The sequence below is a fragment of the Paraburkholderia sp. BL18I3N2 genome (genome assembly GCF_003001875.1).
GTDB lineage: Bacteria > Pseudomonadota > Gammaproteobacteria > Burkholderiales > Burkholderiaceae > Paraburkholderia > Paraburkholderia phytofirmans.
On record NZ_PVNC01000001.1, the window covers coordinates 595,907 to 610,272 of the forward strand.

At 60.9% G+C, this 14,366-nt stretch carries 15 protein-coding genes; 9 read left to right on the forward strand and 6 right to left on the reverse strand.

The annotated features are described in order from the left end of the window. Nucleotides 1–33: 33 nt before the first annotated feature. The gene (locus tag B0G75_RS40460; protein WP_181309142.1) at nt 34–171 is read right to left on the reverse strand and encodes a hypothetical protein; all 138 of its coding nucleotides are present in this window, start codon (nt 169–171) and stop codon (nt 34–36) included. Here B0G75_RS40460 and B0G75_RS02725 point away from each other — a divergent pair. The 4 genes from B0G75_RS02725 (at nt 170) to B0G75_RS02740 (ending at nt 5,156) form a co-directional block, all read left to right on the forward strand. Next, the gene (locus B0G75_RS02725) at nt 170–1,681 is read left to right on the forward strand and encodes a sugar ABC transporter ATP-binding protein (RefSeq protein WP_106300394.1); all 1,512 of its coding nucleotides are present in this window, start codon (nt 170–172) and stop codon (nt 1,679–1,681) included. The two genes, B0G75_RS40460 and B0G75_RS02725, sit on opposite strands and share 2 nt — an antisense overlap. 17 nt (nt 1,682–1,698) lie before the next feature. Continuing rightward, a complete protein-coding gene (locus B0G75_RS02730) occupies nt 1,699–2,724 on the forward strand; it encodes an ABC transporter permease (protein ID WP_106300396.1) in 1,026 nt (341 codons plus the stop codon). Between the two features lie 85 nt (nt 2,725–2,809). Next, a complete protein-coding gene (locus B0G75_RS02735) occupies nt 2,810–3,748 on the forward strand; it encodes an ABC transporter substrate-binding protein (RefSeq protein ID WP_106300398.1) in 939 nt (312 codons plus the stop codon). Between the two features lie 109 nt (nt 3,749–3,857). Further along, nucleotides 3,858–5,156, forward strand: a complete 1,299-nt coding sequence (locus B0G75_RS02740; RefSeq protein WP_106300400.1) for an L-fuconate dehydratase — start codon at nt 3,858–3,860, stop codon at nt 5,154–5,156. A 149-nt stretch (nt 5,157–5,305) separates the two neighbouring features. Here the strand turns inward: B0G75_RS02740 and B0G75_RS02745 are convergent, their stop codons facing one another. The 3 genes from B0G75_RS02745 to B0G75_RS02755 form a co-directional block, all read right to left on the reverse strand. Continuing rightward, the gene (locus tag B0G75_RS02745) at nt 5,306–6,376 is read right to left on the reverse strand and encodes a rhodanese-like domain-containing protein (protein ID WP_106301789.1); all 1,071 of its coding nucleotides are present in this window, start codon (nt 6,374–6,376) and stop codon (nt 5,306–5,308) included. 193 nt (nt 6,377–6,569) lie between these two features. Further along, nucleotides 6,570–7,226 carry a peroxiredoxin gene (locus B0G75_RS02750; RefSeq protein WP_106300402.1) on the reverse strand — a complete coding sequence of 219 codons (657 nt, stop codon included), beginning with the start codon at nt 7,224–7,226 and terminating at the stop codon, nt 6,570–6,572. A 359-nt stretch (nt 7,227–7,585) separates the two neighbouring features. Continuing rightward, nucleotides 7,586–8,428, reverse strand: coding sequence for a DMT family transporter (locus B0G75_RS02755; RefSeq protein WP_106300404.1), 843 nt, complete (start codon nt 8,426–8,428; stop codon nt 7,586–7,588). A gap of 124 nt (nt 8,429–8,552) precedes the next feature. Here B0G75_RS02755 and gcvA point away from each other — a divergent pair, with 124 nt between their 5' ends. Both gcvA and B0G75_RS02765 read left to right on the forward strand, forming a co-directional pair. Beyond that, the gene (gene gcvA / locus B0G75_RS02760) at nt 8,553–9,461 is read left to right on the forward strand and encodes a transcriptional regulator GcvA (protein ID WP_106300406.1); all 909 of its coding nucleotides are present in this window, start codon (nt 8,553–8,555) and stop codon (nt 9,459–9,461) included. 180 nt (nt 9,462–9,641) lie between these two features. Next, a complete protein-coding gene (locus B0G75_RS02765; RefSeq protein ID WP_258194204.1) occupies nt 9,642–9,986 on the forward strand; it encodes a hypothetical protein in 345 nt (114 codons plus the stop codon). 33 nt (nt 9,987–10,019) lie between these two features. On the opposite strand, the gene B0G75_RS02770 is transcribed toward B0G75_RS02765, so the two are convergent. Together B0G75_RS02770 and B0G75_RS02780 are read right to left on the reverse strand one after the other, a co-directional pair. Further along, nucleotides 10,020–10,985: a D-2-hydroxyacid dehydrogenase family protein gene (locus B0G75_RS02770; protein WP_106300410.1), complete on the reverse strand. Its 966-nt coding sequence runs from the start codon at nt 10,983–10,985 to the stop codon at nt 10,020–10,022. Nucleotides 10,986–11,665: 680 nt separating this feature from the next. Then, nucleotides 11,666–12,235, reverse strand: a complete 570-nt coding sequence (locus B0G75_RS02780) for an isochorismatase family cysteine hydrolase (protein WP_106301793.1) — start codon at nt 12,233–12,235, stop codon at nt 11,666–11,668. Nucleotides 12,236–12,675: 440 nt separating this feature from the next. Here B0G75_RS02780 and B0G75_RS02785 point away from each other — a divergent pair, with 440 nt between their 5' ends. The 3 genes from B0G75_RS02785 (at nt 12,676) to B0G75_RS02795 (ending at nt 14,363) form a co-directional block, all read left to right on the forward strand. Then, entirely contained in the window at nt 12,676–12,984 is a 309-nt protein-coding gene (locus B0G75_RS02785; protein ID WP_258194205.1) for a hypothetical protein, read from the forward strand. A gap of 197 nt (nt 12,985–13,181) precedes the next feature. Continuing rightward, nucleotides 13,182–13,727, forward strand: coding sequence for an SRPBCC family protein (locus tag B0G75_RS02790; RefSeq protein WP_106300414.1), 546 nt, complete (start codon nt 13,182–13,184; stop codon nt 13,725–13,727). Between the two features lie 195 nt (nt 13,728–13,922). Beyond that, nucleotides 13,923–14,363: an SET domain-containing protein gene (locus B0G75_RS02795; protein ID WP_106300416.1), complete on the forward strand. Its 441-nt coding sequence runs from the start codon at nt 13,923–13,925 to the stop codon at nt 14,361–14,363. Nucleotides 14,364–14,366 lie beyond the last annotated feature (3 nt).

The window sequence follows — 14,366 nt, forward strand, 5'->3', positions numbered from 1 at the left end:
GCCCAGCAATGCGTCTGGCTTCTCGTTGCGATTTCAACCGCGCTTTGCGCCGTCCGTCTTTGCACTGCGATATCCGGCGGCGCCCGGCCAAGCGGCGTTCCATGCTTTTTCGATCCGCTCCTCGCAACGAGGCCGGCGGCGCTCGCGGATTTGTCGTTCGATCCGCATCATGACCCCGCTCATTTCCGTCAAACGGCTCAGCAAGCGCTTTCCTGGCGTGAGGGCGCTTCACGAAGTCCAATTCGAACTCATCGCGGGCGAGGTCCACGCGCTGATGGGCGAGAACGGCGCCGGCAAGTCCACGCTGATGAAAATTCTCGCCGGCGTGTACACACGGGATACCGGCGAAATTCTCTACGACGGCCAGCCGGTCGATTTCCAGAGCCCGCGCGAGGCGCAGGCCGTGGGCGTCGGCATCATTCATCAGGAACTCCAGCTGATGAACCATCTGACCGTCGCGCAGAACATGTTCATCGGCCGTGAGCCGCGTGGACGCCTCGGCCTATTCCTCGACGAAGACAAGCTCAACGCACAAGCGCACGACATTTTTGCCCGCATGCATGTGACTCTCGACCCGCGCGCGGTGGTCAGCTCGCTGACTGTCGCGCGGCAGCAGATGGTCGAGATCGCGAAGGCTCTATCCTACGACTCGCGCGTGCTGATCATGGACGAGCCGACCTCGGCGCTCAACGACGCCGAAATCGCCGAGCTTTTCCGCATCATTCGCGATCTGAAGAGCCGGGGCGTCGGAATCATCTACATCTCGCACAAGATGGACGAGCTGAAGCAGATTGCCGACCGCGTCACCGTGTTGCGCGACGGGGAATATGTGGCGACGGTCGCGGCGAAAGACACGACCGTGCAAGCGATCATCGGCATGATGGTCGGGCGAACCTTGACCGACGCCGCGCCTTCGCAGCACATCGCCAACCAGGGCGAGGTCGCGCTCGAAGTCACCAAGCTGAATGCCGGCCCGCTGGTCAGAGACGTGAGTTTCGCGCTGCGCAAGGGCGAGATATTGGGCTTTGCGGGCTTGATGGGCGCTGGCCGCACCGAAGTCGCCCGCGCGGTGTTCGGCGCCGATCCGATCGAGTCGGGCGAGATCGTCGTGAAAGGCGTGAAATCGACGATCAGGAATCCGAGCGATGCGGTGGCGCGCGGCATCGGCTATCTCTCAGAAGACCGCAAGCGTTTCGGCCTCGCGACCAGCATGAGCGTCGAATCGAACATCGTGATGTCGAACTTGCGCAAATTCCTGTCGCTGAACTTTTTCCTGCGCCGCGCGCAGATACGCAAGACCGCCGCCCATTTCATCAGTCTGCTCGCCATTCGCACGCCTTCCGCGACGCAGGAGGTGCGGCTGCTCTCGGGCGGCAATCAGCAGAAGATCGTCATTGCGAAGTGGCTCGAGCGCGACTGCGACGTGCTCTTCTTCGACGAGCCGACGCGCGGCATCGACGTCGGCGCTAAAGGTGAAATCTACAAGCTTCTGCGCTCGCTTGCGGATCAGGGCAAGGCAATCGTAATGATCTCCTCGGAACTGCCGGAAATCCTGCGCATGAGCGACCGCATTGTCGTGATGTGCGAGGGACGCATCACTGGCGAACTTCCGGCGACGGGAGCGACCCAGGAGCGCATCATGCAACTGGCGACGCAGCGCGAACCCCTAAACGTGGCGTGAGTTTCGAGAGGTCTTTCATGACATTGCAATCGGATACTTCGGCGCTGGGTAATAAAAAGACGTTCTCGGGCCTGAGAGCCCGCGTCTTCACGCCGACCGCTTTGCAAAAGCTGCTTGCGTTCGGAAGCCTGATCCTGCTGCTGGTGTTTTTCAGCTTCGCGTCTCCCGCGTTCATGCAGATGGACAACATGCTCGGGATTCTGCAGGCAACGGCGGTCAACGGCGTGCTCGCGATCGCCTGCACGTTCGTCATCGTTACCGGCGGTATCGATCTGTCCGTCGGCACGTTGATGACCTTCACGGCGGTCATTTGCGGCGTGTTCCTCACCTACTGGCATTTGCCTATGTGGACCGGCGTTCTTGCCGCGATCGGCACGGGCGCAATCTGCGGGACCGTTTCGGGAACGCTGACGGCGAAAATGAAAATACCGCCGTTCATCGCTACGCTCGGCATGATGATGCTGCTGAAAGGGCTGTCGCTGGTTGTCTCGGCCGACAAGCCGATCTATTTCACCGACACCGAAAACTTCTACATGATCTCGCAGGATTCGCTGATCGGCGACCTGCTGCCGAGCTTGCCTGTGCCGAACGCCGTCCTGATTCTGTTTTTCCTGGCGGTGGTGAGTTCGATCACGCTCAATCGCACGGCGCTCGGCCGCTATACCTTCGCGCTCGGCAGTAATGAAGAAGCAGTGCGCCTGTCCGGTGTGAATGTCGACCGGTGGAAGATCGCCATTTACGGTTTGAGCGGCGCGATTTGCGGGATTGCTGGACTACTGATCGCCTCGCGTTTGAATTCGGCGCAGCCGGCCTTAGGGCAGGGTTACGAACTTGAAGCGATCGCGGCCGTGGTGATCGGCGGGACATCGCTGAGCGGCGGTGCGGGCACGATTCTCGGCACGATCATCGGCGCGTTCATCATGAGTGTGCTGACCAACGGTCTGCGCATCATGTCCGTCGCGCAGGAATGGCAGATCGTCGTGACCGGTCTCATCATCATTCTCGCGGTCTACGGCGATATTTTGCGGCGCAAGAAAAGCTGACGCGACGCGGGACAGGATAAGAAATGGAGCGCCATCAGCTCCCCAACGGCTGAAGTTGACAGCCCATCTTAGGAGGAGAAACACCATGTTGAAAAGAAAACTAATCGGTGTCGTGGTCGGCGTTGGCGCTCTCATTGGCGGGACGAGCGTGACGTACGCGGACACCTACATTCCACTCATTTCGAAGGGCTTCCAGCATCAGTTCTGGCAGGCCGTCAAATCCGGCGCCGAACAGTCGGCCAAGGAGCACAACGTCAGGATCACGTTCGAGGGGCCGGAAACCGAAGCCATGGTCGACAAACAGATCGACATGCTCTCGGCCGCGCTCGCCAAGAAGCCGCAGGCGCTCGGCATCGCCGCGCTCGATAGCAAGGCGGCCATTCCACTGTTAAAGCGCGCACAGGCCGGCAAGATACCCGTGATTGCTTTCGACTCCGGCGTGGACAGCGATATTCCGCTGACGACGTGTGCAACGGATAACCTCGCAGCGGCCGCCCTCGCTGCCGACAAGATGGCCGAGGCAATCGGCAATGCCGGCGAAGTCGGTGTGATCGTGCACGACCAGACGAGCCGCACGGGCATCGATCGCCGTGACGGCTTCCTCAATGAAATGAAATCGAAGCACCCGAACATCAAGATCGTCTCGGTTCAATATGGTGGCGGCGACCATTTGAAGTCGGCGGAAATCGCCAAGACGATGATCCAGGCGAACCCCAATCTCAAGGGCATCTTCGGAGCGAATGAAGGCTCGGCGGAAGGCGCCGCGATCGGTGTCAAGGAATCGGGCAAGAAGCTGGTACTGATCGGCTATGACTCGGGCAAGGAGCAGAAGGACGATATCAACTCCGGCTTGATGGCCGGTGCGATTACGCAGAACCCGGTTGGCATCGGCAAGTGCGTGGTCGACTCCGCGGTGAAGGCGCTGAAGGGCGAGAAGCTGCCGAAGAAAGTCGACACGGGCTTCTACTGGTACGACAAGACCAACATGACCGATCCGAAGATCGCAGCCGTGCTCTACGATTGACCGCCGCCGTTTGAGCGTGTGGAGGGCCAGGGTCGCGGCGTCTTTCGATGCCACGGCCCTCTTTGCTATTAGACCGAAGTCGATGGCTGTCGCAGAGGAGTGAGTTCAGATGCCCACGATCACCAGGTTGTCCGTCCGTGACATTCGGTTTCCCACCTCGCGCTCATTGGACGGTTCCGATGCGATGAACGCCGCGCCGGATTACTCCGCCGCCTACGTCACGCTCGAAACCGATTCGCCCGACGCGCTCACCGGCCACGGCCTCACCTTCACGATTGGACGCGGCAACGAGATCTGCGTGGCCGCGGTCGAGGCGCTGGCTCCGTTGATCGTCGGTAAAAGGCTCGAGGATATCGCCGCGAACATGGGCGCTTTCTGGCGCGCGCTGACATCGGATAGCCAGTTGCGCTGGATCGGACCGGACAAGGGCGCGATTCATCTGGCGACGGCGGCTGTCGTCAACGCGGCCTGGGATCTGTGGGCCAAAGCGGAAGGCAAGCCCGTGTGGAAGTTGCTCGTCGACATGAGTCCCGAAGAGCTCGTGCGCTGCCTCGACTTCCGCTACGTGACCGACGCGATCACGCCGCAGGAAGCCATCGCGATGTTGCATCGTCATGCGAAGACACGCGGCGAACGCGAAAAGGAAATGCGCGCGCAGGGCTATCCGGCCTATACGACATCCGCAGGCTGGCTCGGCTACGACGACGATAAAATCCGCCGGCTCGCCCGTGAAGGTGTCGCGCAGGGCTGGACGCACTTCAAGCAGAAAGTGGGCGGCAATCTCGACGAGGATATGCGCCGCGCCCGCATTCTTCGCGAAGAAATCGGCGAAGACCGGAAGCTGATGATGGACGCGAACCAGGTGTGGGATGTCGACGAAGCGGTCGCGAACATGCGGCGCCTCGCGGAATTCGATCCGTGGTGGATCGAGGAGCCCACGAGCCCCGACGACATTCTCGGCCACGCGGCCATCCGTCAACGGCTTCGGCCGATCGGCGTCGCGACCGGCGAGCACTGCCATAACCGGGTGATGTTCAAGCAGTTGCTGCAGGCGCAGGCCATCGACTTCTGTCAGGTCGATAGCTGCCGGCTGGGTGGTTTGAACGAGGTGATCGTCGTTCTGCTGATGGCGGCGAAATTCGGCGTGCCGGTGTGTCCGCATGCGGGCGGTGTCGGATTGTGCGAGTACGTCCAGCATATTTCGCTGTTCGACTACATCTGCGTGTCGGCGTCGCTGGAGAACCGGGTGCTCGAATACGTGGATCATCTGCATGAGCATTTCGTCGATCCGGTCGTGATCCGCAATGGCCGTTATATGCCGCCGCGGCGTTCGGGTTACAGCATCGAGATGCATGCGGCGTCGCTCGATGAATATGATTATCCGGAGGGAGCGGCGTGGAGGGGGTGAAGCGTTGCGAACTGATTGGCGAGGATGCGTCGACGCGTCGACACGTCGATAGACAGCCCTTCTCGCCCGTCACCGGGCAGTCCTGAACGACGCGGTAGGCTATGGGCCTGCCGTGTCGCCGGCATTGAAGGCATGCATCGACAACATCGCTACGCGCTGCCGTTTTCAACGACGCGGCCTTCCGCACGCCAGCGCAGCATGCCGCCGGGAAGGTTGGCCACCCGTTCGAACCCGGCCTGGCGCAGCATGACCGTGGCTTGTGCCGAGCGTCCACCGGCCCGGCAAACCGTCACGATCGGACGGTCCTTCGTAAGCTCTGCGGTCCGCCCGGCCAGTTCGCCCAATGAAATGAGCGTGGCTGCGGGAATGCGCCCCAACGGTCCGTTGAATTCTTCAGGCTCCCGCACATCGACGATTTCGACCGCACGCAGATTTTCCTCAAGCCACTGCGCGTTGATTTCCCAGATGCCGGCAAAGCTGCAGGTCAGCGGCGCCCAATCGGGCTCGGTCATCTGCGTGGGGACGCTCGTCGCCAGTCCACATTTCAGGTTCGCGGGCACCGCGACGTCGATCTGTTTCGGATGCGGCAGGTGCAGGTTCGTCATGTACCCGGTGAAATCCCCTTCAGACAGTTCACCGCCAAGGCGCGGATTGAAGCGCCGCTCCTCGCCCACGCTCGTGACCGTCAAACCGCGATAGTCGTGAGCCGGGTAGAGCAGGCACGCGGTGGGCAGCGTGAAAATCTGCCCATGCACCGCGCGAAACATGGTGTGCGCGTCGCCGCGCTGAAAATCCGTGCGGCCCGTGCCTCGGATCAACAGGCAATCGCCGGTAAACGCCATGGTCTCGTTGTCGAGTACGAGCGTGATGCATCCATCGGTATGGCCCGGTGTCGCGCGTATCGTCAGATATCTCGTGCCGAACTCGACTTTGTCGCCGTGGCTCAGATAGCGGTCCGCGCCTTCGGCGCCGCTCGCAGACGAGATCGCAATGCGGCTGCCTATGCGGCGATTCAGCATCCATGCACCGGTCACGTGATCGGCATGGACGTGGGTGTCGATCGTATAAAGCAGATGCAAGCCGAGTTCTTCGATCAGGGCGGCGTCACGGCGCACCTGTTCGAATACCGGATCGATCAGTACCGCCTCTCGCGTCGTGCTATCGGCAAGAAGATAGGTGTAGGTCGACGATTGCTGATCGAATAGCTGCCGGAAGATCAACACGATTTCGCTCCGTGGCCCGCTTCTGCGAGCGCTTGAAGAAGGCGGCCCATGCGGTGCCGCCGATTGCCCCACTGGCAGTCCGATTGAGCGCTGCCCCGTTCAGAGGCCCGGGCGCCCGAATGCACCCGGACTCGCTTCGCACGCCGGACTTCGCACCGTCCGGCGCGCACCGCTCAAGTTCACGCGCGCCTTACTTCGGTTGCGCCACGTACCGCAAATAAGGCTTCACGGTTTTGAAACCCTGCGGATATTTTTGCGTTGCGGCATCGTTGGAAACGGATGTCGGAATGATGACGTCTTCACCCGGTTTCCAGTTCACCGGTGTCGCCACCGTATGTTTCGCGTTGAGTTGCAGCGCATCGAGCAGGCGCAATACTTCGTCGAAATTGCGGCCTGCGCTCATCGGATAGACAAGCATGGCTTTGACCTTCTTGTCCGGGCCGATGAGAAACACCGAGCGCACAGTTGCGTTGTCGACCGCGGTGCGCGGGCCGCCGCCGCTGGCCTCCGGATGGATCATGTCGTAGAGCTTCGCGACCTTCAGGTCCGAGTCGCCGATCAGCGGGTAATTGATTGCGTGGCCCTGCGTCTCGGCGATATCTTTGACCCACTCCTTATGGTCGCTGACCGGATCGACGCTGAGCCCGATAATTTTCGTGTTGCGCTTATCGAATTCCGGCTTGAGGCCCGCGAGGTATCCGAGTTCCGTGGTGCAAACGGGAGTGAAATCCTTCGGATGCGAAAACAGGACCGCCCAATGGTCGCCGATCCATTCGTGAAAATGGATCGTCCCTTCGGTGGTTTCCGCGGTGAAATCGGGAGCGTCTTCTCCTAATCGAATAGACATCTTTAGTCTCCATAGATTGGGTGCACCAAGGTTCGAGTGCCACGGCCGGAGCGAGGTCCGCCGGGCTGCCGGAGTGTTGAGTGGCGATAAGACTGGCTCGAGATTACTTCCGGCTGGTTGCACCGTACCGCGCCGGAATATCGTCTACGGAGTGCAGCGGAGTCTGAGGCTTTCCCGGATAGCCGTGATGCGGGACAGACATCGGGACGCGCTGCGGGCCGCACCTATAGCGTAGAACAAAAAAGACTTTCGCAGTTGGCAGACTGTAGGGTGAATCCGCCGTCGTGGCAGCGAAGTTGCTTGTACTCCGAAGAAAGGGACCTCGCACTTCGATTTGGGCTGGTTGGGATCTTGTCTGGTCAAAGGCCCAAACACACCGCCCCGGCCGCGACGATCACGCACGCGAGCCACCGGTTTGCGCTTACCGCTTCCCGCAGAATCACGCGCCCGATCAGCACGGCGAACACCACGCTGGTCTCGCGCAACGCGGATACCGTACCCATCGCGCCCGACTGCATCGCCCAGATCACGATGCCATACGCCGCGATCGACACCAGGCCGCCGGCGAGCGACGACGCGACGGCGATGGGTGCCGCCCGTATCGGTGTCCACAACGCCGCGAGCCCGCGCATCGCGATGAACAGCACCGGCATCAGCCAATAGAACAGGAACATCCAGGCGGTGTAAGCGAGCGCCTCGCCACCGGACAGGCGCACACCGATGCCGTCGATCACGGTGTAGAGCGCGATCGACGCACCGGTCGCCAGCGCGGCCAGTGCACCCGCGCGCGACACGCGCCCGCCCTGCAGCGCGAGCGCCATGATGCCGCCCGAGATCATCGCGATCCCGAGCGCGTGCAAGGGGCCGATCGCTTCATGCGCGAAGAGCGCCGCGCCGAGCGTGACGAGCAGCGGCGACGAGCCGCGCGCGATCGGATAGGCCTGCGCCAGATCGCCGCGGCGATAGGCTCGCACGAGGCTGACGTTGTAGACGATATGCACGAGGCCCGATGCGGCGATGTACGGCCAGGCCGCGTTGGCGGGCAGAGGCGTGAACAGGATCACGAGCGTGGCGACCGCCGCGATGGCGATGCTCATCCACGTCATGGACAGGAAGCGGTCGCGATTGCCGTGCAGCATCGCGTTCCAGCTCGCGTGGAGCAGAGCGGCAAAGAGGACGAGACCGCCGGTGTAACTGAGCATGCTGGTTCAAGGCCGGAAGAGTGCGACGGAGCCGGAATCAGCGGCGCAGTAGGAAGAATATCTATCTTGTATTCGGTCAACAAACCAGTTAAATTTAGACTTCGCGTTAGATAAACTATTGTGAATGAAACGGACCTTGCCGCCGCTCAATGCCTTGCGCGCCTTCGAGTCCGCAGGCCGTCTCGGCAGCTTCAAGGAAGCCGCCGCTGAATTACACGTGACTCACGGTGCGGTGAGCCAGCACGTGCGTGCGCTCGAAGAGTGGCTCGGCGCATCGTTATTCGAACGGCACAACCGGCGCGTCGCGCTGACGCCGGCAGCGAAGGCTTATCTGGCGCAAATCGGTCCTTTGTTCGAGGAGCTCTCGCAGGCCACGGCCCGATACGGATTCCCTGAAACGCTTTCCAGGACACTATCCGTGAATGCGCCCGCGACCTTCACATTGCGCTGGCTGGTGCCGAGACTGGCGACATTCCGCGCCGCGCATCCCGACGTGGACGTCAATGTGCAGACGTCGAACGAGTCGTTGGAGAGTCTGAAGGAGACCTACGACGTGATCGTCCGGGGCGGTCCGGACACCTTCTATGGCTACTCGATGCGGCCGTTCCTGTCCGAGGAGCGAATCCCTGTTTGTAGTCCAGCGCTCTTGCGGCGCCTGCCGCTTCGAACGCCAGACGATATGCGGCAGCACACGTTGCTGCATACGTCGAGTCTTCCGCGGGTGTGGCCGGACTGGCTGGCGAGCGCAGAGATTCCGGCACTCAGGCCGGCCGCCGCGCTGACCTTCGATCACTTCTTTCTGACGTTGCAAGCGGCCATCGACGGAATAGGCATCGCGATGGGACCGACCGCCCTGGTCGCGGACGATCTCGCGTCCGGCCGGCTTGCCGCGCCGTTCGCCGGTCCTCGTTTGCCGTCGCGGAGCTATTGCACTTACGTTCCGGATGGAAAGTCGGCGGACGAACTGGTCGTGCTGTTCCGCGCATGGCTCGAACGCGAAGCTATGCACTCACAAGCGCAGACGGCCCCTTAGACGCGGGCCATTTCCACAATATTTACGGCATTGCCGGCAATCGTTGCGCGTTCTTTACCACGGACTTCGTATAGTGGGTGACTGGCTTTGCGCTGAAGAGACGAAGCGATCTACCGGAGTCGATATGGAGTTCATGCAAACGAAGAGTCGCGTGACCGTCGAGTTTGGCGTCTGACTTCCATGACACCGTCGAGACCCGCGATGATGTTCAGGGGGCTGTGCAAGGTGGTGGCCATCGCCTTCGTCACGAACCAGGTGCTGACGACTATTTTCACGTATTTCGTGCAGCAACTCGATTCCGCGCCACCGCATCAAGCGGTTTGGATTTTCAGCTGTGTGACGTGCGGGATGGTGACGTTATGGCTGCAGGCCGATGCGCGGCGCGCATTCGGCTTCGCGCGCGAGAAGGGCTTTGTGAAGAAGAGCGGCGAAGGCACGCAGGGCGTGCAGATCGCGGACGACTGCCCGAAGCGGTGGCTCGTCGTCCTGCATATCGAATTGAACCCCGCGGCGGTACAGGGCTGATCGGGCCGGAGCTAGCGAAGATCCTTTCCTTCGCTAGCCGCGCGCGGACCCTTCGCTTTCATCGAGCCATTGAACGATGTTACGCACTGTATCGCCGTAGAACGTGCGATACAACTCCTTCGATACATAGCCGATATGAGGCGTCGCGAGCACGTTGGGCAATTCGCGCAGAGGGTGCGGGTTGTCGAGCGGTTCGACGTCGTACACATCCAGCGCGGCGCCGGTAATCTGGCCGGTTGCGAGTGCGGTAAGCAGTGCGGCGGAGTCGACGATCGGACCTCTCGACGTATTGATTAGCCGGCTCGTGGGTTTCATCTGTGCGAATTCCGCCGCACCGACCAAACCGGCGGTTCGCTCGCTAAGCCGGACGTGGATCGACAGGAAGTCCGCCGTTGAGAACAGCACGTCCTTGCTGACTCGCTGCACGCCTTTTTCGGCGGCGCGTTCCTCGGTGAGGTTCTGACTCCACGCGATAACGTTCATTCTGAATGCCCGCCCGATGATGCCGACAGCCGAACCGACGCGGCCAAGGCCGAGCAACCCAAGCGTCTTGCCCGCGAGTTCATCGCCAAGCGAAAGCTGCCAGCCTCCCTGCCGCACCGACTGATTCTCGAGAGGAATATTGCGGGCCATCGCGAGAATCAGCGCCCACGTCATCTCGATCGTCGGCGTGGACGAATAGCCGGTGTGACGAATTTCGATGCCGCGTTCCGCCGCCGCATCCTGATCGATCGACGTATTTCCTGCGCCGGTCGAGGCAATCAGCTTCAGATTCGGCAGGCTTTCGATGACCTCGCGGGGCAACGGTGTGCGCTCCCGCATCACGCAGATGACGTCGAATGGCTGCAGGCGCTGAATGAGGTTCCCGATATCGGCGACGTGATCGTTGAACACTGTCACGTCAGCACGGTTCGTGAGTGGCGACCAGTCTGCCATGCTCAGCGCGACGTTCTGATAGTCGTCGAGGACCGCTACCTTGATGAGGGATTTGTCGTTCATGGTTGTTCCTGTGAGGCAGGATCGACTCGGGGGGCGTTGCTACGCGCCCCGAAATCATGACCTGGTTGCCGGGCTTGCAGAGTGATTCAGCGAGACGGGCCACGGCCGACCGCGAGCCACCTCAGGCGATAAATATGATGTCGTCCGTCACTATCATAATCGGTTCAGATGCAAATGACGGACAAGTCAGCGCGGAAAGCTATTCCCGAACCTAGGCAGGCCGCTATTCGATTCGGCCTCGGTTGCCTCGGACGATGACGCCTTTTGGGAGGGCGATCTCCCGAACCTGCCTGGACGCGTCCCTGTCGACCTGGTAGCATGAGGGACTGTGCGCGCAGCGTCTGTCGAATCAGGGAGCGGTCTTATGCGGAAGCGGAAGTTCGCAGGGAAGATGACTGGGGAATCGAGCCTGCCGGAACTGCTGAACCGGCTCGAGTTGGCATTGGTCGCAATGCCCGATCGCACGTCTGTCTGCAAGGCACTGTCGGATCTCAACAAGCGCCTCGGCTCCGTCGGCGAATACGCTCCCGCACGAACCAGCCGATCCGCGGCTTCGCGGCGCCAGCGTCAAACGGCAGTTGAATCTTTACCGCTGTTTTCTTGAGCGTCGAAGTTCGACCCGAACACCGTGCAGCGGAGCGGCTGCCTCGCAGCGACAGCCGAAAAAATGCCGGCACGTGCTAGGCAAGCAACGACAAGGCATCAGCGAGCGAGAGCACCGTGGTGCGCGAATCGAACGCCGTTGAAAATAGATGATCGTGCACGACCTGATCCGGGTCGTAGCAGCAATCCTTCACAGTGAACAAGCGGAAGTCCGCATCGCTCGCGTATGCAACGGACGACAGCACGACGCCAGTCGACGCTATGCCCACCATGATTAATGTATCGATCCCCTGCGCGGAAAGCCGCACCTGCAGATCGGTGCCAAAGAACACGCTGGCGCGATGCGCGATGATGAGCGGTTCGGTGGCCTGCTGGCCGAGTTCCGGCGCGATCTCGTCGTCGACGAAAAGACCCAGTTGCTTGATTCCCTGGCCATTTCTGTTTACCGGACTGACTTCCGGATAGCCTGGACTAAAGTGGATCCTGGCGAAATAAACGCTGACTCCTTTGGCTCGCGCGGCGTCGCACAGCTTGCGCGTATTGGCGAGCAGAGCGGGTGCGACCGATGGAAATAACCGCATGATGTCCGTCTGATAGTGCATGACCACCAGAGCGGTCTGTTCAGGAACGATCGCTGGACTTTGCATGTTCACGTTTTGCGCCGTGGCGGCATAAGGGCGACGCGATAAAGAAAGATGCTCGACTCTAGCACGGCCGCCATGACCGACCATGATGTTGGGTGACCACACACAGCCGCTCAAGATACGTTGCCTATGGCCAGACGTCACGGCTCCTCGATCGGACTGGAAAGCTCTCGTGGTCGAGATCGAGGTCGTTTATTTTCAGGTAGTTACGCTCGCTCGGAAGATGAGCGAACAAGCATTGGCACAACCCGTGCATTGATAACTGTGGGCACAACGACGGACGGTTTAACGCTATCGCCGCGGCATCAGCATGCATTGGCCGTATGCCGGGAAACTCGTTGTTCGTTTGAGCCATTTGTTAGCGCGCGGCAGAGTCCTACACGTCGACCCACCAACGTTGAGCATCGCGCGCGCCGCAATGGACCTGATCCGGGTGCCTTTGAATGTTCGACAAGTTTATGGGAGTCGCCATGAAAGTGAGATCTATTGCCGCTCTGTTAGTCGCAAGCATCACATTGCTAGCAGCTCCCGCGTTCGCAGGCGGTAACGACCAGACTTCCTCCGATCGAAGCGATGTCGCTACGTCAGTAGTGCATCGCAGTCAAACCACTCAAGCGAAGGCGGCGGCGGAGGGCCATGGCAGCGTGGTTGATGTGAACCATAGCGGCGTCGGCGGTAGCGAATCAGGTAAGTCGCAATCCGGTCGGCGTGCCCCGGGCGATAGCATCAATCCGATGTATCACGGTGGTTGATGTGCATGTTGGCGGAGCGCTGGTGTGCAACCGCGGCCGGGGAGTTATGTCGGGGCCCAGTCGCCAGGTTCGATCATCGCGCTGCCGGACAGCACGTCATCCGCTGACGCAGGACGACAACGCTCGCACTCGATCCGCCTGACCCAACGCTCCGCAGTAAAATAACTTCGTCTGGAGCACGCAGAGTACCAAGCGTTATGAAAAACCGTAAACGGTTCCTCACGGCGATATTGGCTGTGCTCGTCTTCATCGCGTTGCTCTCTATCCCATTGCCGCAGCGAATCGGGCTCGACACACGCATCGTGACGGTCGCGTCGATTCAACGCTCTCCCACTGTCGTATTCGACTATGTCACGACCCCGGCTCACTGGCCCGCCTGGCATCCGTCATCGCTTGCGGTCAGCGGCTCGGTTGACCATCCACTCGATCTGGGCGAGCAGGTAACGGAGGAATTCCGTGTAGCGGGAAGGCGTGGCCGCGTCGTGTGGACAGTCGCTGCACGGGAGCCTCCGGGCAAGTGGTCGATAGAAGGAACGATTGATGGCAGACCGGCCGGCACCGTCACTTATTCGCTGACATCGACCGAGAGCGGGACTCGCTTCGAACGTGAATTCACTTATCGCGCGCCGTCGTTGTGGTTCGCTCTATTCAACTGGTTAGTGCTGCGCGGACGGATTCAATCGGAATCCGATACGGCGGTCTCGCAACTCAAGGGTCTTCTGGAAGCGTCGCCGCAGCAATAGATCCGCGCAGCGTCTTAATGTGCCGATGCAGACCGCGCGCCCGGCGCGCTTCGTCGATACTCGGGTGGCTGCTGTCGGTCGACGCGATGGCCGCAAGTGGCGATAGCCGGCACAAAATCATGCAAGCGCAAATTTGCACTCGTATACTGGTGCGTCAGTCAGTCAGTCAGTCAGTCAGTCAGTCAAGGAAACAGTATGCGGCGCGTGATCGTACGGCGGTCGTCAGTCCACGGAAAGGGTGTGTTCGCGATGCGGCCGCTCGCGGCGGGTGAGTGCGTGCTTGAATACCGGGGCGAATTGACGAGCTGGCGGGAAGCCGTGCGCCGGCATCGGCGCGAAGGTGTCGCCGGGCACACGTTTCTTTTTGGCCTGTCGGACGGACGCGTGATCGACGGAAGCCGTGGCGGCAATAGTGCGCGATGGCTGAACCACGCTTGCGCGCCGAACTGCGAGACCATCGAGGATGATGGCCGCATCTTCATTCACACGATCCGGCCGATCGAGGCGGGCGAAGAACTGTTTATCGAATACCTGCTGACGACCGACGATCCCTCGGACGAGGACGTTCGAGCCCAATATGCTTGCCGGTGTGCCGCGGCGGGCTGCCGTCAGTCGATGCTGGCGGCCGTCCCTTGATTC

What these genes read in the sequence shown, in the direction of transcription:
- B0G75_RS02790 (WP_106300414.1), top strand. Translation starts at nt 13,182, where the DNA reads ATGAAAAACCGTAAACGGTTCCTCACGGCGATATTGGCTGTGCTCGTC.
- B0G75_RS02780 (WP_106301793.1), bottom strand. Translation starts at nt 12,235, where the DNA reads ATGCAAAGTCCAGCGATCGTTCCTGAACAGACCGCTCTGGTGGTCATG.
- B0G75_RS02765 (WP_258194204.1), top strand. Translation starts at nt 9,642, where the DNA reads ATGACACCGTCGAGACCCGCGATGATGTTCAGGGGGCTGTGCAAGGTG.
- B0G75_RS02740 (WP_106300400.1), top strand. Translation starts at nt 3,858, where the DNA reads ATGCCCACGATCACCAGGTTGTCCGTCCGTGACATTCGGTTTCCCACC.
- B0G75_RS40460 (WP_181309142.1), bottom strand. Translation starts at nt 171, where the DNA reads ATGATGCGGATCGAACGACAAATCCGCGAGCGCCGCCGGCCTCGTTGC.
- gcvA (WP_106300406.1), top strand. Translation starts at nt 8,553, where the DNA reads ATGAAACGGACCTTGCCGCCGCTCAATGCCTTGCGCGCCTTCGAGTCC.
- B0G75_RS02785 (WP_258194205.1), top strand. Translation starts at nt 12,676, where the DNA reads ATGTTCGACAAGTTTATGGGAGTCGCCATGAAAGTGAGATCTATTGCC.
- B0G75_RS02725 (WP_106300394.1), top strand. Translation starts at nt 170, where the DNA reads ATGACCCCGCTCATTTCCGTCAAACGGCTCAGCAAGCGCTTTCCTGGC.
- B0G75_RS02770 (WP_106300410.1), bottom strand. Translation starts at nt 10,985, where the DNA reads ATGAACGACAAATCCCTCATCAAGGTAGCGGTCCTCGACGACTATCAG.
- B0G75_RS02750 (WP_106300402.1), bottom strand. Translation starts at nt 7,226, where the DNA reads ATGTCTATTCGATTAGGAGAAGACGCTCCCGATTTCACCGCGGAAACC.
- B0G75_RS02795 (WP_106300416.1), top strand. Translation starts at nt 13,923, where the DNA reads ATGCGGCGCGTGATCGTACGGCGGTCGTCAGTCCACGGAAAGGGTGTG.
- B0G75_RS02730 (WP_106300396.1), top strand. Translation starts at nt 1,699, where the DNA reads ATGACATTGCAATCGGATACTTCGGCGCTGGGTAATAAAAAGACGTTC.
- B0G75_RS02735 (WP_106300398.1), top strand. Translation starts at nt 2,810, where the DNA reads ATGTTGAAAAGAAAACTAATCGGTGTCGTGGTCGGCGTTGGCGCTCTC.
- B0G75_RS02755 (WP_106300404.1), bottom strand. Translation starts at nt 8,428, where the DNA reads ATGCTCAGTTACACCGGCGGTCTCGTCCTCTTTGCCGCTCTGCTCCAC.